Origin of the sequence: Methylomagnum ishizawai (assembly GCF_900155475.1) — a bacterium.
GTDB lineage: Bacteria > Pseudomonadota > Gammaproteobacteria > Methylococcales > Methylococcaceae > Methylomagnum > Methylomagnum ishizawai_A.
Map to the genome: position 1 here is coordinate 4270047 of NZ_FXAM01000001.1, position 22363 is coordinate 4292409.

The following is a 22363-nucleotide window of genomic DNA, read 5'->3' on the forward strand; positions in this document are numbered from 1 at the left end:
TTGCCAGCCGTGGCGGTTCCCTTGGTTCTCCCGGTTCCCTCGCGAAAAAGCAAAATCCAGCGCACACGCCGGAACCACAAAACCCCATAGGCTGGCTATTGCCATCAGAAGAGGCAACCTATAATTTTTATAGGTCATAATATGGAATGGTGCCATGAACATCCTCGCTTTTCCAATGCCCGCCAGCCGGGCGCTTGAACTCATCCGGGAAGCCGCCGCCCACGAACGGGTGATCTTCCCGGCCCAGGAGGACGAAAGCCCGTGGTATCGGCTCGTGACGCGGCGACAGGCGATGCAATGCTTGAGGGAAGGCGAATTGACGGAACCACCCGTCATCAACGCACAGGGCGATGTGGAATGCCAGATGGCGCATTTCAGCGCGGGCGTGAATGTGCGGCTGTGGGTGGCGCTGAAAGACATGGGCGGTTGGACCGCCCTGATAATCAAGGTGGAGAACAAGCTATGAACCCCTACCACTACCGGGAATGCGGCCTCGACAACATCTGGCTGATGAACGGCTACGAAATACACGAAACCGCCTACGGCAAAGGCGTTTCCTTCGACCGCGCCGAAGAACTGGACGCCGCCATAGCCAAGGCGCTGACCGAGAAACCCGCCCCGCTCACCGGCAAGGAATTCCGGTTCCTGCGGATCATGCTGGACATGTCCCAGAAGACCGTGGGCGAACTGATGGGGAAGGAAGCGCAGACCGTGGCGCTATGGGAGAAGGCCGAAGCCCTCAAGCCCGATGTGGATTTCCTGTTCCGCCATATCTACCGGCAAATCGCCATCAACAACAGCGACAGCTACCGGGAATTGGTGGAGCGCCTGAACCACATGGACCGCCGCGAGAACGACGCTCAGATGATGTTCAAAGCCACCGAAACCGGATGGGACAAGGCCGCTTAGGCCGTGATGGTTCCCTTGGTTCCCTCACTCCAAAATCGGAGGGAACCGCTGGAAGCCGCGCCAGCCGTGGCGGTTCCCTGGGTTCCCCCGGTTCCCTCGGATTTTTCAATGATGGACCGAACAGCGCGATTCAATCATCAAGCGCCCTTCCGAATCGGCACCACGTTGAACCCCTGCCCGGACTCACAAGCCAGCAGGAACGCCGTCCAACGCTCCAAAGCCGCCCGCCGTTCGTTCAGGTAGTCGTGTTGGTCGTAGACCGCCACCAGCCCGCCCAGCGAATGGTTCAAGCAGCGTTCCGCCACAACCACGGGAACGCCAAGCTCGGCCAGATGGCTCCGGGCCGTGGAACGCAAATCATGCGGCGAGAACCGCCTAACCCGCCCATCCAGGCGCTTGCAGAGCTTCACCAGCATGGCGTTCAAAGCCCGTTGCTCGAACGGCGCGTCCCCGCCCTGGTTGCCCACCCGCCGCGATTGCCGCGCCGGAAGCACGTAGCGCGAACCACAGGCGTAAACCTCCAACTGGCGGAACCAATCGGCCACGGCGGGCACCAAAGGCACCGCGAAACCCTGCCGCGTCTTGGAATTGGCGTCCGGGATGAACCATTCGGCCCGCTCGAAATCCACGTCCCCCCATTCGGCCTTGGCGAGTTCGCCCAGGCGGACACAGGTAGCCAATAGGATTTTCACGGCCAGGGCGTTCGACGCCCCGATGGAAGGCAGTTCCGGCAGGACCGCCCGCAATTCGTCGGCGGTCAGCTTGAGCCGTTGCCGCTTGGGTTCCAGCCTCCCGCACACCGCCGCGACGGTGATCCCCCCGCAAGGGTTCCCGGTCACCACATGCCGGGCGATGCCGTGCTTGAAAATCTCGGATAGCGCGGTCAAGACCTGGTGCGCCGTGCTTTTCGACTTCGTGCCCACCGCTTCGACGATGGACACCACGTCCGCCGTGGAAACCTCCCTGGCGGGCAACGGCCCGAGCTTGGGCAGGATAAGGCGCTCTATGTGCCGCCTGCGCTGTTGCGCCGTGGTGGCCGACAGCCCCGGAAACACCTTATCCATATAGTCCTTGGCCAGCTTGTCGAAAGTCTCCATGGCCGCAGCCTGGACCCTGGCCCGCTGCTTCTCCCGCGCCACGTCGGTTCCCTGGTAAACCTTGACGCGGTTCTCGGTCGCCAGCTTGCGGGCCTCCATCAAGGGAATATCGGGGTAACGCCCCAAGCTCAACTCCCGGACTCCGCCGCCGAACCGATAACGCAGCACCCATGCCGCCGTACCCTTCGCCGACAAGGTGAACGTCAAGCCCCCGCCGTCCGCCCGTGCGATGGGCTTCCCGGCCTTTACCCAGTTCCGAATTTGAATGTCCGTCAGCTTGCCCATGGTCCCCGCCCCTACGTTAATTCCGTAGCTACGTTTCTAGCTACACACCTAGCTACACAAATTATAGGGGATGGGATGCAATAGGCTGAAATGGCATGAAAGAATAAATCTATCAAATACAATGACTTATGACGTAATCATGAAACCGGTGAAAGCCCCTGAAACCCCAATTAACATCCCAGGCCGCTATTTTCATCCATCACCTAAATAATTGATTTAAAAAATTTATTTCCAAATTATTTTCTCCAGCCACACCAAAACGGGGTGATGGAATGCCAAGAAAGTCACGGTCGAACGGCAGGTATGGAAATTCTCGATGCGGATACTTTCCAAGCCCATGGGTTTTTCTTGCTTGTCAAAATGGAAACGCGGCCTCGGGGCCGCGCTTCCGTTGGGTTCAACTCAACAATTCTGTCATCCGCCGCCCCATCTCGGTCGGCGTATCCACCACCGCCACGCCCGCCGCCTTGAGCGCCGCGACCTTGCCGGCCCCGGTGCCCTTGCCGCCGGTGACGATGGCCCCGGCATGGCCCATGCGCTTGCCGGGCGGCGCGGTCAACCCCGCGATATAGCCCACCACCGGCTTGGTGACATTTTCCTTGATGTACTCGGCGGCTTCCTCCTCGGCGCTGCCGCCGATCTCGCCCACCATGATGATGCCCCGTGTCCCAGGGTCGGCCTGGAAGCGCGACAGCACGTCGATGAAGTCCATGCCCTTGATGGGATCGCCGCCGATGCCGACGCAGGTGCTTTGGCCCAGCCCGGCGCGGGTGGTCTGGTATACGGCCTCATAGGTCAAGGTGCCCGAGCGCGACACGATGCCGATGCCGCCCGGTTGGTGGATGAAACCCGGCATGATGCCGATCTTGCACTGGCCGGGGGTGATGACGCCGGGGCAGTTGGGGCCAACCAGCAACGCGCCGGTATCGCGCAAAGCCGCCTTCGCCCGCAGCATATGCAGGACCGGGATGCCTTCGGTGATGCAGACGATCAGGCCGATCCCCGCGTCCGCCGCTTCCAGGATGGCGTCGGCGGCGAAGGGCGGCGGCACATAGATCATGCTGGCCGTGGCCCCGGTTGCCCGCACCGCGTCCTTCACCGTGTTGAATACCGGCAGGCCCAGATGTTCCTGCCCGCCGCGTCCAGGGGTCACGCCGCCCACCAAGCGGGTGCCGTAGTCCAGGCATTGCTGGGAGTGGAAAGTCGCCTGCTTGCCGGTGAAGCCCTGGCAGATCAGTTGGGTGTTGTTGTCGATCAAAATACTCATTGCGCAGCCTCCACCGCCTTTTTCGCCGCCTCGTCCAAATCACCCGCCGTCAAGACCGCCAGCCCCGATTGTTCCAGCAAGGCCCGGCCTTCCGCGGCATTGGTGCCTTCCAGCCGCACCACCACCGGCACCTTCACGCCCACCTCGGTCACGGCGGCGATCACGCCCTCGGCGATCAGGTTGCAACGCACGATGCCGCCGAAGATGTTGATGAGTACCGCCTTGACCTTGCTGTCGGCCAAAATCAGCTTGAAGGCTTCGGCCACTTTCGCCGCCGTGGTGCCGCCGCCCACGTCCAGGAAGTTGGCGGGTTTGCCGCCGTAAAGTTGGATGACATCCACCGTCGCCATCGCCAAACCAGCCCCGTTCACCATGCAGCCGATATTGCCGTCGAGGGTGACGTAGCTCAGGTCGTGCTGGCGGGCGGCGGTCTCGGTGGCGTCTTCCTGGGAGATATCGCGCAGCGCCGTCAGGTCCGGGTGGGCGAACAAGGCGTTGTCGTCGATGTTGATCTTGGCGTCCAGGGCCATCAACTGGCCGTCGCCGGTCACGACCAGCGGGTTGATTTCGATCTGGCTCAAATCCTGGTCCAGCAGCAGGCGGTACATGGCCTGCATGATTTTGGTCAGCATTCCGGCCTGGACGGCGTCCAGGCCCATGGCGAAGGCCAAGTCCCGGCATTGATAGGGCTGGATACCGGCGGCGGGATCGGCGATGCAGGTGAGGATTTGTTCGGGGGTGTGGGCCGCGACTTCCTCGATATCCATGCCGCCCGCCTCCGAAGCCATGAACAGCACCCGGGCCGTGCCGCGGTCCACCAAGGCGCTCAGGTACAATTCGCGGGCCAGGGGGCGGACTTCCTCGACCAGCACGGCGTTGATGGGCAAACCGCCGGGCCCGGTCTGGACCGTGGTCAGGCGTGCGCCTAGCAAGCGCTCGGCGGCGGCCCGCACCGCGTCCAGGCTGTCGGCCAGCACCACGCCGCCCGCCTTGCCGCGTCCGCCGCTATGGACCTGGGCCTTCACCACCCAGCGTCCGCCGCCCAGGGCTTGCGCGGCCTCCACGGCGGCTTGGCCGCTGGTGGCGGGCTGGCCCTTGGGCACGGGAATGCCGTAGGCCGCGAACAACTGCTTGGCTTGATATTCATGTAGGTTCATTGGGGATACTCCGTCTCGGAAGCTGAATCCGGCCCGGCGGACGAATCGGCTAGGCCGGTCCGGTCCGTTCGGGATTGAGGGGTATTCTAGCGAGTGATGGCGGCGCGTGGTCGATGACGGACCCTCACACGGCACCGGCCTTGCCGCCGTGGCCCAAGCGCTCCAACAAAGCCGCCAGTTTGGTCCTGGCCTGCTCGAAATCCGGCTTCCGCGCCAAAGCCTCGCGGTAGGCCCGCTCGGCCCCGGCTTCGTCCCCGACGCTTTCCAATGCGCCCCCCAGGTGGTAATAGATCGCGTGGGATAAAGGCGACAGGGTATTTTCCAACCATAGCCGATATAAGGCTATGGACCCATGGATTTGGTTTTCGGCGTTAAGATGCTCCACCGCGTGGATCAATTCGATAACCCCCAAAGCCCCGCGGCCCGCCAAGGCGAATAGATACGCCGAGGTTTCCAGGGTATCCGCCTGCGTGCGGCCAGGCGGTGCGCCGGGCGAGGGTTCCCCCGCCCGGCCTTGTATATGCTGATGATTCATAAATCGATTCCCCATAAAAAAATACTCATTTCCAGGCATTGGCATCGCGCCCAAGCCCCCCGTCATGTGAACTTCCCTATTTATCCAAGGCCCGCTGGTAGGCTTCGCACACCCGTTCCAGCCCTTGCAGCCGTCCATGATATTTATTTTGCGCGGATATCAACCGCCAGGGCGCGTATGGAAACGCCGTAATGGTTCGTCCCGGTCGATATGCAACCAGAACTTCAGGAGGATAATCCCATGGCCCGGTCAATTGTTCCTCGAAATCTTGATCTCCGAATAAGCCCGGCCCCATTTGGCGGGTTCAGCGAAACCCTCCACCCGCGCCACCAAAATCCGGCCATACCCACCGCGGTCGTACAGGGTGACTTTGCCGCCCCGCGGCAAATGCCGCCAGAACCGCATATAACGCGGGTCCAGCCATTGGTTCGGCGTACCGATCACCACCGCCCTTGCCCGCGAAATCCACCCCCGCCACACCGAGAACCACCACTCCCCCGCCGTGTCCAAGCGTTGCTGGACCTCCAAGAGGCGCATACGTAGATCATCGACTTGTTGGTCGTAATTCTCCTTCGCTAATTTGCTTTTCAGCGCGACCGCTTCAAACATACGGCCTTCGGCGGGACGATATCCAAGATGGGTGTATAGTTTACCGACGGAGCCCGTCCGGGGCGCGGCGGCGGTATCGCCTGTGCGGCGCGGACCGGTCCCGGTCGCCATGGGGCCGACCCGGCAGACTTGATAAAGCACAGCGGAATCCGGGCCACGGGATTCCCCGAATCCGGCACGGAACCGCCCGCCAGCGGCCTCTCCATAATCAAAACTTTCATGGCTCCCCTCTTGTAAACGCGGAATCCGCCGCTAATAACAACAGGGACAAAACTACCAGGTGGCTCCCATGTACAAACCCAAAGCTTATCGACGCATCTCCATGTTGTGGTTCGTTTCTGGCGTGGGCTTGACCCAGGTCTGGTCCCCTTACGACCGGCAACGGCATGGTGCGAATTGCGAAATGGTCGCCTTCACCCCCCGCAAAGGCGACGACGATCAATGGGCCGACCTTTATACGCCCGGCTACCAGCACCATGGTCAGAAAAACCGTGTGGTATACCTGAATTGATGGGCACGCCCTCCCAGGAGGACGCTCCTATTCCCGGCGCGGACCCTTCCATCCGCCGGGAATCCAATCCACGGCGCGGCCCGGTACCGGGATATTCCGGGCGAAAACCGTTCTTCCAACCCCCCAGGCCAGCGCGGTAATTCCGCCCCGATAACCGGCATCGGCCAATGCCTTGCCCGTCCCCGCGGAAGCATCCCCGACCACCCCAAGCATTCCTTCATGTTCGTGGCGCAAAATAAAGTGTCGCCACCACGGCAACCCTTGCCGCCACGGAAGCGTCATACAATTTATTTCCGTCCATCGATCCACCGACAAACCCCAGATCAGGAGACCAGCATGGCCGAGTCCAAATCCGCCAAGCCCGCCAAATCCAGCAAACCCACCGGGGGTGCCAAAGCCGCCCCGCCCGCCGTGCCGACCGGCCTGCTCGATACCGCCACACCCACCACAACGGCGGCGGCTCCCGTGCAAGAGCCGGAAGTCCCCGCAGCCTCCCCGGTAGAACCCGAAATGCCCCCCACCGCAGTCGCCGATCCCGCGGCGCCGCAACCGGAATCACCCGCCGCCAAGGCCGCGAAGTCCCGCAAAACCACCGTCAAGCCCACCAAAGAACCGGTCGAAGAAGACCCCGCCGCGCCGCCCCGGCCCGGCCCCGAGGCCATCCAGAAGATGATCGAGGAAGCCGCGTATTATCTGGCCGAGAAGCGCAATTTCGAGCCGGGTTTCGAGCAAGAGGACTGGGAGGCCGCCAAGGCCGCCGTAATGGCGCAACTCGGCCAGGACCGATAAGCGAGAACAACTGTCCCGAATGCCTGGGTTGCGTGCGGACTTCGGGAAGTTGTTTTTTGCCGCGGTCCTTCCCGGCACCGAAACACCCCAGCCGGTTCCCCAGAGGAACCGGCTGTGTTCTAAAGTATTTTCACGTTATCTGTAGGGCGGGCATGAGTACATGCCCGCGCCGGACGTACACCCAAACCGAAAACGCTCTATCCGGTGCTGGGGACCGTCCCGCTCAAAGCCTCACTTCTTCCCCCCGCTCCATGAACACCACCAAGGCCACCCGCCGGTTGTCGGCCCGGCCTTGCGGCGTGAGGTTGTCGCCCTTGGGCTGGGTGTCGGCCAAACCCACGGCCCGCAGGTGTTCCGCCGGGACGCCGCGCTCGATCAAAGCCCGCGCCACCGTGCTGGCCCGCGCCGAGGACAATTCCCAGTTGGAACGATAACGCCCGCTGGCGATAGGTTGGTTATCGGTATGACCCTCGACCGCGAGGGTGCCCGGATGGCCGCGCAACCAACGCGCCAGCCGGTCCAGGACGGCACCGCCGTCCGCCTTCAAATCGGCGCTGGCCGGATCGAACAGGATGCTCGCGCCGATTTCCAAACGGACTTGGCCAGGTGCGGTGGATACCTCGATATCGCCGCCCAACAGCGCGTCGGCACCGGAATCGGGCCGCGCCTCGGACGGGGCCGCATCCGGGACCGATAGCCAGCGCGGTTCTGCCGGGACCGGGGTTTCGTTCCCGGTGGGATCGGGCGCGGCGGCGGACGGCGGCGAGGAGGCCGCGTCATCGACCACCGGCGGCGGCTCCGGGACGTGGGCGATGGGCCGGGCCGTCGGCGGGGGTGGCTGTGGCAGCGCCGGGGCCGCGACAACCGGCGGGGGTGCGGCCCCGGCCTTGCCGGGCAAGGCTTTCTGATAGGCGAACAGCACCACGAAGAAGGTGAACAGCAAGGTCATCAGGTCCGAATAGCTGAGCAGCCAATTCCCCGCAGTGTCCTGGGCGGTTTCGGATTGCGCCGTTTGCCAAGGATCGGGCGGCGGGACCGGGCTGGTTTTCACAGCGGGACCGGGGCGGGAATAGGAAGGCGAAATCATGGCGTCCACCTAGGGCGAGGATTTGGAGGGGGCCAGTTCCAAGGCTTGCGCGGATTCGGGACCGGCCAAGCGCTCCTGGAACGCCTGCCAATAATCCCGGATCAAGGAAGGATGGCCGCGCTCGTGCAGCAACCGGAGGATTTCCGCCTGCACATGCCGCCACGCCAATTGCTCGCGGGCGGTGTCCTCCAAGCGCACGGCGATGGGCTTCAACACCAAGTTGGCGGCCACCAGCCCATACACCGTGGACAACAGCGCGAAGCCCATGGCCGTGCCGATATGGGCCATCTGGTTGGCATCCAGGGCGTACATCATCTCGATCAAGCCGATCAAGGTACCCAGCATCCCCAGCGCCGGGGCGAACCCGGCCATGGTCAGGACGATCTTGATATCATCCTGGTCGCGTTCGCGCTGTGCCCCGATCTTCCAGGACAGCATCCGGCCCAATTCGGCCTCCGGGGTGCGGCCGATCACCATCTCGGCCCCGCCGCGCAGGATCGGGTCGCGCAGTTTCTTGGCGGTCTGTTCGGCGATTTGCATCCGGCCCAGGCGGTGCCATTCCGCCACCCGCAACAAGGTCTCCAATTCCTCCCGGTCTACGGCGGGACGGCCTTTGAGCTTGACGGGCAGGCGTCCGAGCATCTCGACAACGCCGCGGCGGGAGTGCGCCAGCATCGAGGCCAACAGCGTGCCCAGCGTCACCAGCAGCAAACCCGGCAGATTGACATAGCGCCCGCCAGGATCGGCCCACAAGGCCAACACCCCCAAGGCGGCCAGCACCAGCCCGCCGATAGTCGGTACGAGGATTTTTTTCATGGCTGCCCCCGGCAATAGATTCGGTTGGGGGCGGCTATGCAGATTCCGTTCCCGGCGGAACGGCGCGGTAGCGCCGGGAACAGGGGCGGGAGCCGCCAATTTTCCGGCGGCGGGAGCGCGGTGAGAACGCCGGGAGGGCGTCGAAAACCCGGCGGCGGACCGGAACCGCGGAGGCATCCGCTAGGGACGGCTCATTCCGGCCACTCGATGATATGGTCCTCCAGGCAATCCACCCCGGCTTCGGGCAGGGCGAAACCGCGCACCGACATCCCGGCCGTGTGGACCGAATCGGCCCGGCCCGACACCAGCGGGTGCCAAGCGGGCAGGTCGTCGCCCTGGGCCAGCAGACGGTAGGCGCAGGTGGCAGGCAACCAATGGAATTGGGTAAAACCATCGCGCAGGCTCAGGCAATCCGGCACCAGCTTGCCGCGCTTGGCGTAGTTGCCGCAACGGCAGGTGCCGATATCCAACAGATGGCAGGCCACCCGCGTGAACAGGATTTCCCCGGTGTCCTCGTCTTCCAGCTTGTGCAGACAGCAGCGCCCGCAGCCATCACAAAGGGATTCCCATTCCCACTCACTCATCTCGCCCAAGGTTTTCTCGTGCCAAAAGCCCATATGCCCGCCCCCCGTGGAAAACGGCAGAGCATAAAGCCTGGGCCGAGGAAAATAAAAGCATGGCCCCGGCGGCGGAACCCCGTCACTCCACGCCGCCATCCGTGCGTTATTAACGCTTGTGCGACGGTTTATTTTCACTATAATCACGCGCTTCGTTTTCCAGGGCAGTCTCGCGACTGCCCTTTTATTTTCGGAGGGGCTTTCGATGACCGATCAGGTGATGCCGACCTACGCACGGCTGCCCGTCGCGTTCGAACGCGGCGAGGGCGTCTGGCTATGGGATACCCAGGGCCGCCGCTATTTCGACGCGATTTCCGGGATCGCCGTGTGCGGCCTGGGCCACGCGCATCCGGCCCTGGCCCGCGCCCTGGCCGAACAGGCCGCGACCCTGCTGCATACCTCGAACATCTACCATATCGGGCTACAGCAACGCCTCGCCGCCGAACTCTGCGCCCTGAGCGGTCTCGACAACGCCTTCTTCTGCAACTCCGGCGCGGAAGCCAACGAGGCCGCGCTCAAGATCGCCCGTCGCTACGGCCACAGCAAGGATATCGACGCCCCCGCCGTGGTGGTTATGGAGAACAGCTTCCATGGCCGCACCCTCGCCACCCTCAGCGCCACCGGCAATCCCAAGGTCCAGGAAGGTTTCGAGCCTTTGGTCGGCGGCTTCGTGCGGGTGCCGCATGGCGATGCGGCAGCGGTGGCGGCGGTGGACGATTCCAACGTGGTCGCGGTGCTGGTCGAACCGGTGCAGGGCGAAGGCGGGGTGCGGGTACCGCCGCCGGATTATTTGTCCGCCTTGCGGAAAATCTGCGACGAGCGCGGCTGGTTGTTGATGCTGGACGAGGTGCAAACCGGCATGGGCCGCACCGGAACCTGGTTCGCCTTCCAGCATGGCGACGGCCTGCCCGACGTGATGAGCCTCGCCAAGGCGCTGGGCAACGGGATGCCCATCGGCGCCTGTCTGGCGCGGGGCGTGGCGGCGCAAATGCTGACGGCGGGCAAGCACGGCTCCACCTTCGGCGGCAACCTGCTGGCCTGCCGGGCCGGGCTGGCCGTCATCGACACCCTGCGCGAACAGGGCCTCGTGGCGCGGGCGGGCGAACTGGGCCGCCGCCTCCTGGCCGGGTTCCGCGAAACACTCGCGGACCAGCCCGGCGTGGTCGAGGTGCGCGGCCACGGCTTGATGCTCGGCATCGAACTGGACCGGCCCTGCGCCGATCTGGTCGGGCTGGCCCTGGACCAAGGGTTCCTCATCAACGTCACCGCCGACCGCACCGTCCGCCTATTGCCCCCGCTCATCATGAGCGACGCCGAAGCCGATCAACTGGTGGACGGCGTCGCCGCGCTCATCGCCGGATACACGACCCCCCCATAGGAAGTCACCCCATGAAACCGCGCCATTTGGTCACCTTATCCGACCTCAGCCCCCAGGAATTCCGGGGCTTGATCCACAGGGCCATCGAACTCAAACACCTGAAAGGGATTTACGAGCCGCTCAAGAACCGCGTGCTGGGCATGTTGTTCGAGAAATCCTCGACCCGGACCCGTATTTCCTTCGAGGCCGGGATGGCCCAGTTCGGCGGCAGCGCGATCTTCCTCTCACCCCGCGACACCCAACTCGGGCGCGGCGAGCCCATCGAGGATTCGGCGCGGGTGATTTCGCGGATGGTGGATGGCATCATGCTCCGTACCCACGCCCACCGCACCGTGGAAATCTTCGCCGAATATTCCAGGGTGCCGGTCATCAACGGCCTGAGCGACCGTTTCCATCCCTGCCAATTGCTGGCGGACATGCAGACCTGGTTCGAGCGGCGCGGCGATATCGCCGGGCGCAGCGTGGCCTGGATCGGCGATGGCAATAACATGTGCCAATCCTATATCGAGACGGCGGGCCTTCTGGGGTTCGAGCTACGGATCGCCTGCCCGGAAGGCTACGATCCCGAGCCGGATTTGCTGAAGACACCGGGCGTCAGCCTGCTGCGCGACCCGGCGGAAGCCGTGCGCGGGGCCGACCTGGTGGTCACCGACGTCTGGGCCAGCATGGGCCAGGAAGAGGAACAAGCCAAACGGGAGCAGGCGTTCAAGGATTATCAGGTCGATCAAGCCCTGCTGGGCTTGGCGGCGCAAGACGCGCTGTTCATGCATTGCCTGCCCGCCCATCGCGGCGAGGAAGTCAGCGCGGAAGTCCTGGAAGGCCCGCACAGCGTGGTCTGGGACGAAGCCGAGAACCGGCTGCATTCGCAGAAGGCGCTGCTGGAATTCCTGCTGGTGGAAAACAGTCCGGTGCGGGCGGCGGGTTGAGCTTCCCGCCGGAACCAATGGAAAAGGCCGGGTTCGACCCGGCCTTTTTATTTCCATCCCGCCCATGGCCCGGGCCACCGGACCAGTCCGCCCCAATGGGCTGATATACTGCCGACCGATCTTCCTGCAACCGGCTCCCCCCATGAAAACACTTCTGCTTTCCCTGCTCGCCGTCTTCCTGCTCGTCGAAGAATGGCTGTGGGACAGCCTCACCGCGCTGGGGCGCATCCTGGCCCGCTGGCTGCGCCTCGCCAAGTTCGAGGCTTGGCTGTGCCAAACCCCGCCCAAAGTCGCCTTGCTGGCCTTCTCGATCCCGCTCCTGATCGTGACGCCCATCAACCTCCTGGCGTTCTGGCTGCTGGCCCATGGCCTATTGCTGCAAGCCCTCTTGACCGAGGTGTTCGCCAAGCTGCTGGGCACCTTGCTGGTGGCGCGGGTGTTCGCCCTGACCAAGCCGCAATTGCTCAGCTTCAAGCGCTTCGCCCAGGTCTATACGGCGATCACCGGCTGGCTGCGCTGGGCCCACGACCGTATCACCCAAACCCGGGTCTACCGGCTCGCCCACCAACTCAAGGCGCAAGCCAAGGCCAAATGGGCGGCCTGGACCCAAGCCGGGCGGGCGGGTTAAAGCCGCTTATCCCGCCGCCCGCAGCACCGGCGTCCGCCCCGCCGCCAGCTCGTACCAATCGCCCTGCACGCAATCGGCGCGGAGGGATTCCGCCAGCGCGGCACCGCTCTCGTCGCGCACCGCCTCCAGCAACAACCGGGTATCGAGCCGCCGGATCGCCCGCAACAAGGCGGAGCGGCGGCGCTCCTCGCCCAGGACGCGGGCCGGGCTCGCGAAGCGCACGAAATCGGGTCGGTGGCGGTTCAGGAACTCGACGCAATAGCGTTCGAGGAACACCTCCCCGGCCTGGATATCGAATTTGATGGCGGTGGCATAACCACGGGCGCGGTAGTTCTTCAAGCGCTCCAGCAAGAGTCCGACCTGGGCCGTATAGCCCGGATTCACCGTCAGCGAGATGACCACCCGCCGCGGCGACAAACCGCAAGCCACGATGATCTCCTCGAAATAAGCGCCGTGGTCGCGCTTGACCGCCAGGATATGGCGCGGATGGACATGCACGAACAAATAGCCGCCCTCGTGCGAGATCGGCAGGAAATTGAGCATGTGGACCGTGCGGGTCAGCCGGTCCAGGTTGACGATATCGGCGGCCTCGTCGGCGAACAAGCCCGCCGCATCGGCGGGTTCCTCCACCCGCAGGGCCGCGTCGTAACCCCGGATCACCGACGGCTTGCTGCCTAACCGCACCGGACGCAAGCGGCTGGAGAAGACGGTGCCGCCGGAACGGCCCAGCACCCGCCCCTCCCGGTAGACCAAAGGCGGCTCGTGCAAACCGCCGTCCTCGACGAAACGCTGGTTGAAACAATCGATCAAGTGTCGCAGGGGCATGGCTGATTCTCCTCGGCTGCTGCCCGGCCCGGTCCATGGGGTGGGACGCGGGCAGGCCCGCCGACCGGACCCATCCCAAGCCTTCACCGGGTTCGGAACTGTACGCCGCTCCGGGACGGGGCGGGACGATCATGGGATCGGGGCCGGGAAACCCCGGCCCTCGACCCGGCCGGGATCATAGCAAGGGCTGTTCCAAACAAAAAAGAATGGATCAACAATAATTTATAATCCCAGGTTATAAAAACGCCCTTCCCGAAAGGCAACCCACCGCTGCCGATACGTTTCCCACCTGGGAAAACCCCGCCTCCCGAGATAAGCCCCGCCGGGCGCGCCCTGGATCGATACCCAGGTTCGGAGATTCGCCAAGACCGCAAGAGGGGCTAAGTCGACAGGGAGTTTCCCGGTTGTATATCATTGTCATGTGGGCTTCATAAATCGATCCGGCCAACCGCCAACGCGGAGCGTGGCGCAGGCCCAGGGGCCCATGACAACAACATCCTATCCAAGCCGGTCTTGCCGAGTGCACGCCCAAGGATGGCGCGGACCGCCCGAAGGCGGGCCGTCGTTCGGGGGGTCGGCCCTATCCCTTCTAGCTTTGACAACATTGGGAAAGACCATGCAAGTACCACTAGAGATTACGTTCCGGGGCATTCCGCATTCCGACGCCGTGGAAACCCGAATCCGGGAGAAAGCGGCCAAACTGGAGCAGTTCTGCGACAATATCATCAGTTGCCGGGTCGCCGTCGAAGCCGAACACCGTCATCAACATCAAGGTAATCTCTACAAAGTCCGCATCGACCTGAGCGTTCCGAACAAGCACATCGTGGTGAGCCGGGACCACCACGACAAGCAATCCCACGAGGACTTCTACGTCGCCCTGCGCGACGCCTTCGCCGCCGCCACGCGCCAACTCGAAGAGCATGTCCGCATCCAGCGCGGCCAGGTGAAAGTCCACCGCGCCCCGGTCGCCAGCACCACCGCCGCCTAAACGCAACGGCAGGGGCGTTCCCCCCGGAACGCCCCGTCCCCTCTCATCGCTCCTGCCAGATCATCCGCGTCCCGGCGAGGCGGTCATGCCAAGCCCGCCGCTGGGGATCGATCCAAATCCACAGATACCCCAGGCCGAACAGGCCCAGCGATACCCAGGCGCACACATAGCGCAGCGCCGCCTGGTTCCAGCCCAGCGCCGCGCCGTCGGCGGATACCAGGCGGATTTTCCAGGCCCGCATCCCCAAGGTCTGGCCACCATGGGTCCAGAACCAACCGAAGAAAGCCCAAACCACCAGCAGCAGATAGGCGAAGAACAACGGGTCGTGCGGACGGAAAGCCTCCCCGCCGCGCAAGGGCAACACCACCAGGGTCGCGGCGAACAAGACACCGGCCAGCAGCACGGCGTCGTACAACAAAGCCCCCAAGCGGCGGAACAAACCGGGCGGTGGCGGGCTGGACACGGGATGGATCGGGGAACGGCGGCGGTTCATGGGCGGGAAAGGGCCGGGATGGACATCCGGGCGGACAGCCCGGGCGGAACGCGCAAGACCAGGCCGGGGCTATGCGCGATCCGGGCGACCGCCGGAAGGTGGGAACGCTGGCTTACGCGCCGGAAGAACGGGCGTCGGGCGTGGCGCAGACCGCGCCGAAATACATGGACAAGTAGACCAAGCCACCCACCAACAACACGGACAGGAACACCGGCGGACGTATCAGGGGCATGAACATCAGCAATCCGAAATCGACCACCAGCAGACTGGCTTGGAGCGGGTGATCGAGGAACTTTTGAGTATCGATCTTGAACATGTCTCTCCTCCTCGCTAAGGCTTATTGTTGAAATTATGCGTCGTGACGCCGGCTCCCCGGACTCCCGGAAATCCCGCGACGGCGCTGCGTTCCGAGGCGGCCGGAGGCATGGGAACCGCGGGCATGGTAGCACAAAACCCAGGGCCATCCGCGCGGGCCGGACCGCCCGGCTAGCCCCGCCACGCCTCCCGCACGATGCGGCGGATCAAGTGCAATTTGCGATGGAAAAAATGGTCGGCACCGGGGACGACCTGCACCACCAATTCCAAAGGTTCGGCCCAACCCAGCACCTCGGCCAAAGGCACGGTGGTGTCCTCCGCGCCGTGGATCACCAGGGTGTCGGCGGCTATCGCCCCGCTGGCATAGTCCCGGCTACCGTCGGAAAACCCCGCTGCCGTACCCACCAACACCAAGCGCCGGGCGGGACTGCCCGCCGCGGCCAGCCGCTCAGCCAATTGGCCCGTCACGAACGCCCCGAAAGAAAACCCGGCCAGATAGACCGGCAAGCCCCCGCCGAAACGGTCCAGGGCGTAATCATGCGCCGCGAGCAAATCAGCGGTTTCGCCCCGGCCCGCGTCGTAGTGCCCTTCGCTGGACCCAACGCCCCGGAAATTGGGCCGCAGGCTATGGCAACCGAGTTCCCGGAAAGTGCGGGCCAGGGTGGTCACCACCTTGTTATCGGCGGTGCCACCAAACAAGGGATGCGGATGGGCGATCAAGGCGATGCCGGTGGCGTTGGGGTGGGGCTCGACGAAAACTTCGAGTTTACCGTCGGGACCGTCGATCAAATGGCGTTCGATTGCAGGCATGGGAAACGGCGGGATGGGTTGGAAAACAAGCGTCCTGGCGGTCATCGGAGACCCGCCCCGGACCCTCGATAGCTTGGCGCAAGCGGCGGGTTGCGTCCATCGGGGAGGATACGGGACGCGGGATAGGCGGTTTCTCTCATTAACGGATGGGTGCCATGCCAGGATAATGATCGCGTCCGCCGTTTGCCGATGTCAAAACCGAGGGCCGACAAGGATGTTTTTCATTCCAAGGAGGAAACCATGCGCCGCCAACGTGACAAACCGGCTTTTTCGTGGAAGGACGTGCCAAACCTGCTCAATAGCATAAAACACGGCTGCCGCCTGACCGGCCACGCCTTGCGCTCTTAGGCGAGGCTCCCGCCTACTCATGGCGGATCGCCAATATCCGGTTGGGCGGTTATCCCATAGAATCAGGGGGATAAACCATCCCAGACCTAAGCGGACCGCGTCGCGAACCCATGCTGATTCTGTTCAACAAGCCCTACAACACCCTGAGCCAGTTCACCGACCGCGCCCAACAGCGCCCCACCCTGGCCGACCACCTCGCCATCCCCCGCATCCGTCCGGCGGGCCGCTTGGACTACGACAGCGAAGGGCTGTTATTGCTGACCGACGATGGCCGGCTCCAGGCCCGCATCGCCGACCCCCGCCACAAGTTGCCCAAGGTGTATTGGGCGCAGGTGGAAGGGCTCCCGGACGCGGCGGCGCTGGCGCGGCTCCGCTCGGGAGTGGTGCTGAACGACGGTCCTACCCTGCCGGCGGAGGCCCGCCTCATCGAAGAGCCCGCGAACCTCTGGCCCCGCGATCCGCCCATCCGCTACCGCGCCGCCATCCCCACCGCCTGGATCGAGCTGGTCTTGCGCGAAGGCCGCAACCGCCAAGTCCGCCGCATGACCGCCGCCGTGGGCTATCCCACCCTGCGCCTGATCCGCGGGGCCATCGGTCCCTACCGGCTGGACGGGCTGTTGCCCGGCCAATGGCGCGAGGCCGAACCCATAGCGCCGACACCGAACCCCCGGCACTGGCGGAAACCCCCGCCGCGCCATCCCCGCCGCGCCTGACCCGGCCCGGACCCCGGAAGCACTGTGCTTCCGGGGTCCGGGTGGCGCGTCCGCGCCGGTTTGACGGACAATCGCCGCTTTCCAATCCCCCTGTCACAGGTCTCGCGTGGCTTTCCCTCACGGCTATCATTTCGATCCCACCTATGGCTACGGCCTCGAACGGCTGCTGCAAATCGGCTGTCCCGACGAACCCCCGGATTTCGCCGCGTTCTGGCAGGACCGCTACGCCCGCGCCCTGGAACTCCGGCCCGAACCCCGGCTGTCCCAGCGCCAGGATTGGCACCCGGCCTACGAGTGCCACGATATCGCCTACCGCTCCACCGACGATTTCACCATCCACGGCTGGCTGCTGATCCCCAAGCACGGCCCGGTGCGGCGCGGCGTGGTGGTGGGGCATGGCTACGGCGGGCGGGACGGGCCGGACTACCACCTGCCGGTCGAAGGCGCGGCCTTCCTGTTCCCCTGTTTCCGGGGCTTGTCGCGCAGCCAGCGCCCCCCTATTTCCAACAACCCGGCCTACCACGTCCTGCACGATATCGATAAGCGCGACCGCTATATCCTGGGCGGCTGCGCGGAGGATGTGTGGCTGGGGGTGTCGGCCTTGTTGGCGTTGTTCCCGGACGCGGCGGGGCATGTGGGTTATATGGGCGCGAGTTTTGGCGGCGGGATCGGGGCGCTGGCCCTGCCTTGGGATGGACGCATCCGTTTGGCCCATCTCGCGGTGCCGACCTTCGGCCATGTGCCTTTGCGCCTGGGCCTGCCCACGCTCGGCAGCGGCGAGGCCGTGCGCGGCTACGAACAGCGCCACGGTCATGTACTGGCAACACTGCGCTATTACGATGCCGCCTGCGCCGCCCGCAGGACCGCCATCCCCGTCCATGTAGCGGCGGCGCTGTTCGATCCGGTGGTGGCCCCGCCGGGCCAGTTCGCCATCTACAACGCCCTGCCCGGTCCCAAGGAGTTATTCGTGCTGGAGGCCGGCCATTTCGATTATCCCCGCCAGTCCGAACAGGACCACGCATTGCTGCAAACCCTCGCCCATTTCTTCTCGCCCCTATGAACCGCGAATATCACCGCTGGCATAGCCCCCGCCTGCACCGCGATATGGAACTCCTGGTCTTCGGCCACGCCGGGGCCAAGGTGTTGGTCTTCCCCACCCGCGATGGCCGTTTCTACGAATACGAGAACCTCAGGATCGTGCAATCCATCGCCGACAAGATCAAGGACGGCCATTTGCAGCTGTATTGCGTGGAGGGTTTGGCGGACGAGACCTTCTATTGCTGGTGGCGGCAACCCGCCGACCGGATCAAGCGCTATCTGCAATACGAGGACTATCTATTGCACGAGGTGTTGCCGTTCATGGCCGACAGGAATCCGCATCCTTGCACCATTTCCCATGGATGCAGCCTGGGCGCGTTCTACGCCGCCAACTTCGCCTTCCGCCATCCGCATTTGTTCCAGAAGCTCAGCGCCTTCTCGGGCCGCTACGACCTGACCTTGAACATCGAGCATTTCGGCAACCTGTTCGACGGCTACTACGACGAGAACATCTACTTCAACACCCCCAACCATTACCTGCCCAACCTGGAATGCCAGTGGCGGCTGGAAGCCCTGCGCAAGATGGACATCATCCTGGTGATCGGCAAGGACGATCCCTTCCTCGACAACAACCGCCAACTCAGCCACATCCTGTGGGGCAAGGGCGTGTGGAACGCCCTGCACGAATGGGATGGCCGCGCCCACCAGGGCCGGTATTGGCGCAAGATGGCCCCGCTCTATCTGTAAGGCCGCGGCCGTAAGCGGGCCGCCCACCGACACCAACCCGTCACACGAAGCCTCGCAAACCCGCAACACAGCCTGGGTATCGTCCGCCGCGCCGCCAATCCGGGCGGCAGGCACCACCTTCCCATTCCACGAGGTACCCATGTTGAAGCCCATCGCGACCCTGGCCCTAGGTTCCCTGTGCGCCGCCCTGCCGGTCTTGTCCCAGGCGGAAGTCATCAATGTGCAAGTGGGCGTGCGCCCTTATTTCCTGGTGGACGATATGAGTCCCGGCCCGCTGAAGAAGCGCCTGTCCTCGCTATCCTGCCAGGAAGGTCCGTTCCACAAGACCGATTTCTCCATCGGCCACCGCGGCGCGGCCCTGCAATTCCCCGAACACACCCGCGAATCCTACGAAGCCGCCGCCCGCATGGGGGCCGGCATCGTCGAGTGCGACGTGACCTTCACCAAGGACAAGGAACTGGTCTGCCGCCACGCCCAGAACGACCTGCACACCACCACCAACATCCTCACCCTCCCCGAACTCGCGGCCAAATGCACCACGCCGTTCCAACCGGCCAGCTTCGACGCCGGCGGCAACCTACTGTCCCCGGCCAAGGCCGAATGCCGCACCAGCGATATCACCCTGGCCGAATTCAAGATGCTGCGCGGCAAGATGGACGCCTCCAACCCCCGTGCCAAAACCCCCGAGGAATACCAGGGCGGCACCGCCAGCTTCCGCACCGACCTCTACGCCGGTCCTTCCAGCGGCACCTTGATGACCCATAAGGAAAGCATCGCGCTGTTCAAAAAACTGGGCGTGAAGATGACCCCGGAACTGAAATCGCCCGCGGTCGCCATGCCGTTCGATGGCTTCAGCCAAGAGCAATACGCCCAGAAAATGATCGACGAATACAAGGAAGCCGGAGTGCCGGCCTCCCAGGTGTTCGCCCAGTCCTTCAACCTTGGCGACGTGCTGTACTGGGTCCAGAACGAACCCGCGTTCGGTGCCCAGGCGGTCTACCTCGACGACGCCGACCTGACCGCCAACCCGCCGATCCCGGTCCCGACCCAGGCCGAGATGCAAAGCTGGGTGGACCAGGGCGTGAAGATTTGGGCACCGCCGACCTGGGTCTTGCTGGCCCCGAACAAGGCGGGCACCGGCTTCGTACCCTCCAAGGCAGCCAAAGCCGCCAAGGCGGTCGGACTCGACCTCATCACCTGGACCCTGGAACGTTCCGGCATCCTGGCCGACGGCAGCGGCGGATTCTATTACCAGAGCGTCGAGAACGTGCTCGCCAACAAGAAAAACGAAGGCGTGGCCCTGGAAGCGCTGGACGTGCTGGGCCGCCAAGTGGGCATCCGGGGCATCTTCTCCGACTGGCCGGGCACCGTGACCTATTACGCCAACTGCATGGGCCTCTAAAGGCGTTTGGCCGTGGCATCGGGGCGGGTTCCGCCTCTCGATCCGCTGGCCGACGGCCTATTCCTCCCCATAGCGCACATCGACGACGAACCAACGTGCCAATCCGCCCGGTGTCGCCACGCTCACCTCGTCGTCGATGGCCTTCTTGAGCAGCGCCCGCGCCAGGGGCGCGTCCACGCTGATCCAGCCTTGCTGGGTGTCGATCTCGTCCGCGCCGACGATGCGGTAGGTGGTTTCGGCCCCCGCCGCGTCCTCCAGCGTCACCCAGGCACCGAAGAATACCCGGTCGGCCTGCCTGGGCACTTGGTCCACCACCGTCAACAACGGCAGGCGCTTTTGCAGATAACGGATGCGGCGGTCGATGCCGCGCAGTTCCTTCTTGCGGTAGAGGTACTCGGCGTTCTCCGAGCGGTCGCCCTCGGCGGCGGCGGCGGCGAGGTGCTGGGTCACATCGGCGCGGCGCTCCCACAGTGCCTTGAGTTCGGTTTCGAGGCGGCGGTAGCCGGGAGCGGTGATGTAGGGGGAGGATTTGGGAGAGGCGGGTCGCCAGCGGGACATGGGGTGGACTCGGGTCGGCTTGGATCGGGGTTCCCATTATAAGCGCCGCACACCGATAGGCACGGGACTCAAGCCTCCGCGCTTGCGGTCGATAACCCCATTACCCGCCCGCCCGGAGGTCCAGCCATGCGCGTCGTCACTTCGTCCATCCAGATGCAAACCCGGCATCAGGCCAGCCAGACCGAAAGCCGCCAAACTTCCCTGCAAATCCGCGCCGCGCCGTCCGAAAACAGTGCCCGCGCCACCGTCACCGATATGCTGACCCTCAGCGACCACGCCCTGAGCGCCGCCGCCTCGGCCCCCACGAGCGCGTCCACCGACCCGGACGATGGCTTGAGTTCCAAGGACCGGCTCAACATCGCCCTGATCCGCCGCCTGTTCAAGCTCGTCACCGGCCACGACCTGGTGGTCGCGACGCCGGGGCAGTTGCGGCAGGCGCTGCAAGGCGGTTCAACGGCCACCAGCGCCAGCCCGTCCCCCCCCGCCCGCGCCAATTCCAGCAACACCGGCTTGACGCTCAGCACCACCGTGACCCGCCGGGAAACGGAAGCCACTTCATTCAGCGCCAGCGGGACGGTCAAGACCGCCGATGGCCAGACCCTGCAATTCTCGGCCAAGCTCAACATGAGCCGGGAATTCACCTCGCGCTTGCAAATCGGGGCGGCGGCGAACGCCCCGGTCAAGGTCGATCCCCTGGTCATCAACTACGGCGGCAAGGCGGCGGAACTCGGCGACGCCCGCTTCGAATTCGACCTCGACAGCGACGGCGACAGCGAGCAGATCGCCAACCTGAAACCCGGCAGCGCCCTCCTGGCCCTGGACCAGAACGGCAACGGCAGCATCGACAACGGCAAGGAATTGTTCGGACCGACCTCGGGCAGCGGCTTCGCGGAATTGGCCCAGTACGACCAAGACCACAACGGCTTCATCGACGAGGGCGATGCGGTCTACGACCGGCTCAGGCTTTGGATACGCGACGACGCGGGCGGGTCGAAGTTGGTGGGGTTGGGGCAGATGGGCGTCGGGGCGATCTATCTCGGCAGCGCCGCCACGCCATTCCAATTGAACGATGGGCAAAACCGCAACCTCGGCCAGGTGTCCGCCACCGGCCTGTTTTTGCGCGAGGACGGTGGCACCGGCACGGTGCAGCAGGTGGACTATACCGTGTGAACGGCGGGCACCGCCGCCAGCGGGACGCCTACAAGCCCTGCGCCTTGAACAAGACCACCTGGTCGGCGATGAAGCGCACGCTGATGGTAGCGGCGGGCGGCTTGCCCCAGCGGCAGTTCTTGATCGCCATCACCGCGTCGCACTCGCTGGGTTTGCCCAGGAGCTTGACGACCTGGTCGAACTCCATGCCCATCTTCAATTGATCGTAATTGCGCTGGTTGACCGGGCTGCCGCAACCCGCCAAGCCCAAGGCCAATCCCGCCATCAGTATGATCCGCCGACCCGCGCCCCACGTGGAATGCTTCATCTCAGGCTCCCCGAATGAATGGAAGCGGCGATTCTAAC

At 64.4% G+C, this 22363-nt stretch carries 27 protein-coding genes; 13 read left to right on the plus strand and 14 right to left on the minus strand.

Annotation, left to right across the window (positions count from 1 at the left end):
• The first annotated feature begins 154 nt into the window (after window positions 1-154).
• Both B9N93_RS19185 and B9N93_RS19190 read left to right on the plus strand, forming a co-directional pair.
• The gene (locus B9N93_RS19185) at window positions 155-466 is read left to right on the plus strand and encodes a hypothetical protein (RefSeq protein WP_085215820.1); all 312 of its coding nucleotides are present in this window, start codon (window positions 155-157) and stop codon (window positions 464-466) included.
• Entirely contained in the window at window positions 463-909 is a 447-nt protein-coding gene (locus B9N93_RS19190; protein WP_085215821.1) for a hypothetical protein, read from the plus strand. Before B9N93_RS19185 ends, B9N93_RS19190 begins: the two co-directional genes overlap by 4 nt.
• A gap of 137 nt (window positions 910-1046) precedes the next feature.
• Here the strand turns inward: B9N93_RS19190 and B9N93_RS19195 are convergent, their stop codons facing one another.
• The 5 genes from B9N93_RS19195 to B9N93_RS26080 form a co-directional block, all read right to left on the minus strand.
• Window positions 1047-2291: a tyrosine-type recombinase/integrase gene (locus B9N93_RS19195; protein WP_085215822.1), complete on the minus strand. Its 1245-nt coding sequence runs from the start codon at window positions 2289-2291 to the stop codon at window positions 1047-1049.
• Between the two features lie 397 nt (window positions 2292-2688).
• Entirely contained in the window at window positions 2689-3558 is an 870-nt protein-coding gene (gene sucD, locus B9N93_RS19200) for a succinate--CoA ligase subunit alpha (protein WP_085215823.1), read from the minus strand.
• Window positions 3555-4715 (minus strand): ADP-forming succinate--CoA ligase subunit beta, encoded by a 1161-nt coding sequence (gene sucC / locus B9N93_RS19205; protein WP_085215824.1) that lies wholly within the window; start codon window positions 4713-4715, stop codon window positions 3555-3557. Before sucC ends, sucD begins: the two co-directional genes overlap by 4 nt.
• A 124-nt stretch (window positions 4716-4839) precedes the next feature.
• Window positions 4840-5250, minus strand: coding sequence for a tetratricopeptide repeat protein (locus B9N93_RS19210; RefSeq protein WP_085215825.1), 411 nt, complete (start codon window positions 5248-5250; stop codon window positions 4840-4842).
• Window positions 5251-5499: 249 nt separating this feature from the next.
• Complete coding sequence (locus B9N93_RS26080; protein ID WP_217807322.1) at window positions 5500-5859, minus strand: hypothetical protein; 360 nt, start codon at window positions 5857-5859, stop codon at window positions 5500-5502.
• A 289-nt stretch (window positions 5860-6148) separates the two neighbouring features.
• Between B9N93_RS26080 and B9N93_RS19220 the strand changes: the two genes are divergently transcribed.
• Window positions 6149-6370 (plus strand): hypothetical protein, encoded by a 222-nt coding sequence (locus B9N93_RS19220; RefSeq protein ID WP_085215827.1) that lies wholly within the window; start codon window positions 6149-6151, stop codon window positions 6368-6370.
• A 336-nt stretch (window positions 6371-6706) separates the two neighbouring features.
• Complete coding sequence (locus B9N93_RS26085) at window positions 6707-7159, plus strand: DUF2934 domain-containing protein (RefSeq protein ID WP_085215828.1); 453 nt, start codon at window positions 6707-6709, stop codon at window positions 7157-7159.
• 223 nt (window positions 7160-7382) lie between these two features.
• Here the strand turns inward: B9N93_RS26085 and B9N93_RS19230 are convergent, their stop codons facing one another.
• The 3 genes from B9N93_RS19230 to B9N93_RS19240 all read right to left on the minus strand — a co-directional run bounded on the left by B9N93_RS19230 (window position 7383) and on the right by B9N93_RS19240 (window position 9679).
• Window positions 7383-8246: an OmpA/MotB family protein gene (locus tag B9N93_RS19230; protein WP_085215829.1), complete on the minus strand. Its 864-nt coding sequence runs from the start codon at window positions 8244-8246 to the stop codon at window positions 7383-7385.
• Window positions 8247-8255: 9 nt separating this feature from the next.
• The gene (locus tag B9N93_RS19235; RefSeq protein WP_176225334.1) at window positions 8256-9062 is read right to left on the minus strand and encodes a motility protein A; all 807 of its coding nucleotides are present in this window, start codon (window positions 9060-9062) and stop codon (window positions 8256-8258) included.
• A 191-nt stretch (window positions 9063-9253) separates the two neighbouring features.
• Window positions 9254-9679, minus strand: coding sequence for a YcgN family cysteine cluster protein (locus B9N93_RS19240; protein WP_085215831.1), 426 nt, complete (start codon window positions 9677-9679; stop codon window positions 9254-9256).
• Between the two features lie 205 nt (window positions 9680-9884).
• On the opposite strand from B9N93_RS19240, the gene B9N93_RS19245 reads away from it, so the two are divergent.
• From B9N93_RS19245 to B9N93_RS19255, 3 genes are all read left to right on the plus strand, one after another.
• On the plus strand, window positions 9885-11057 hold the full coding sequence (locus B9N93_RS19245) for an aspartate aminotransferase family protein (protein WP_085215832.1): 1173 nt from the start codon (window positions 9885-9887) through the stop codon (window positions 11055-11057).
• A gap of 11 nt (window positions 11058-11068) precedes the next feature.
• On the plus strand, window positions 11069-11983 hold the full coding sequence (gene argF / locus B9N93_RS19250; RefSeq protein WP_085215833.1) for an ornithine carbamoyltransferase: 915 nt from the start codon (window positions 11069-11071) through the stop codon (window positions 11981-11983).
• 142 nt (window positions 11984-12125) lie between these two features.
• Entirely contained in the window at window positions 12126-12611 is a 486-nt protein-coding gene (locus B9N93_RS19255; protein WP_085215834.1) for a hypothetical protein, read from the plus strand.
• A 6-nt stretch (window positions 12612-12617) separates the two neighbouring features.
• Here the strand turns inward: B9N93_RS19255 and B9N93_RS19260 are convergent, their stop codons facing one another.
• Entirely contained in the window at window positions 12618-13436 is an 819-nt protein-coding gene (locus B9N93_RS19260) for a hypothetical protein (RefSeq protein ID WP_085215835.1), read from the minus strand.
• A 616-nt stretch (window positions 13437-14052) separates the two neighbouring features.
• Between B9N93_RS19260 and B9N93_RS19265 the strand changes: the two genes are divergently transcribed.
• A complete protein-coding gene (locus B9N93_RS19265) occupies window positions 14053-14424 on the plus strand; it encodes an HPF/RaiA family ribosome-associated protein (RefSeq protein ID WP_085215836.1) in 372 nt (123 codons plus the stop codon).
• A 43-nt stretch (window positions 14425-14467) separates the two neighbouring features.
• On the opposite strand, the gene B9N93_RS19270 is transcribed toward B9N93_RS19265, so the two are convergent.
• From B9N93_RS19270 to B9N93_RS19280, 3 genes are all read right to left on the minus strand, one after another.
• Window positions 14468-14917 carry an RDD family protein gene (locus tag B9N93_RS19270; RefSeq protein WP_085215837.1) on the minus strand — a complete coding sequence of 150 codons (450 nt, stop codon included), beginning with the start codon at window positions 14915-14917 and terminating at the stop codon, window positions 14468-14470.
• A 112-nt stretch (window positions 14918-15029) separates the two neighbouring features.
• Window positions 15030-15233 (minus strand): hypothetical protein, encoded by a 204-nt coding sequence (locus tag B9N93_RS19275; RefSeq protein ID WP_085215838.1) that lies wholly within the window; start codon window positions 15231-15233, stop codon window positions 15030-15032.
• Between the two features lie 170 nt (window positions 15234-15403).
• Window positions 15404-16042, minus strand: a complete 639-nt coding sequence (locus B9N93_RS19280) for an alpha/beta hydrolase (RefSeq protein WP_085215839.1) — start codon at window positions 16040-16042, stop codon at window positions 15404-15406.
• Between the two features lie 458 nt (window positions 16043-16500).
• Between B9N93_RS19280 and B9N93_RS19285 the strand changes: the two genes are divergently transcribed.
• The 4 genes from B9N93_RS19285 (at window position 16501) to B9N93_RS19300 (ending at window position 20290) form a co-directional block, all read left to right on the plus strand.
• Window positions 16501-17103, plus strand: coding sequence for a pseudouridine synthase (locus tag B9N93_RS19285; RefSeq protein WP_085215840.1), 603 nt, complete (start codon window positions 16501-16503; stop codon window positions 17101-17103).
• Window positions 17104-17209: 106 nt separating this feature from the next.
• Window positions 17210-18163, plus strand: a complete 954-nt coding sequence (locus tag B9N93_RS19290) for an acetylxylan esterase (protein WP_085215841.1) — start codon at window positions 17210-17212, stop codon at window positions 18161-18163.
• Window positions 18160-18888, plus strand: coding sequence for an esterase family protein (locus B9N93_RS19295; RefSeq protein WP_085215842.1), 729 nt, complete (start codon window positions 18160-18162; stop codon window positions 18886-18888). Before B9N93_RS19290 ends, B9N93_RS19295 begins: the two co-directional genes overlap by 4 nt.
• Before the next feature lie 139 nt (window positions 18889-19027).
• Window positions 19028-20290, plus strand: a complete 1263-nt coding sequence (locus tag B9N93_RS19300; RefSeq protein WP_085215843.1) for a glycerophosphodiester phosphodiesterase family protein — start codon at window positions 19028-19030, stop codon at window positions 20288-20290.
• A gap of 57 nt (window positions 20291-20347) precedes the next feature.
• On the opposite strand, the gene greB is transcribed toward B9N93_RS19300, so the two are convergent.
• Window positions 20348-20848, minus strand: coding sequence for a transcription elongation factor GreB (gene greB / locus B9N93_RS19305; RefSeq protein ID WP_085215844.1), 501 nt, complete (start codon window positions 20846-20848; stop codon window positions 20348-20350).
• 126 nt (window positions 20849-20974) lie between these two features.
• Here greB and B9N93_RS19310 point away from each other — a divergent pair, with 126 nt between their 5' ends.
• Window positions 20975-22018 (plus strand): hypothetical protein, encoded by a 1044-nt coding sequence (locus B9N93_RS19310; protein WP_085215845.1) that lies wholly within the window; start codon window positions 20975-20977, stop codon window positions 22016-22018.
• A 28-nt stretch (window positions 22019-22046) separates the two neighbouring features.
• On the opposite strand, the gene bamE is transcribed toward B9N93_RS19310, so the two are convergent.
• A complete protein-coding gene (bamE, locus tag B9N93_RS19315; protein ID WP_125469069.1) occupies window positions 22047-22325 on the minus strand; it encodes an outer membrane protein assembly factor BamE domain-containing protein in 279 nt (92 codons plus the stop codon).
• Between the last annotated feature and the right edge of the window lie 38 nt (window positions 22326-22363).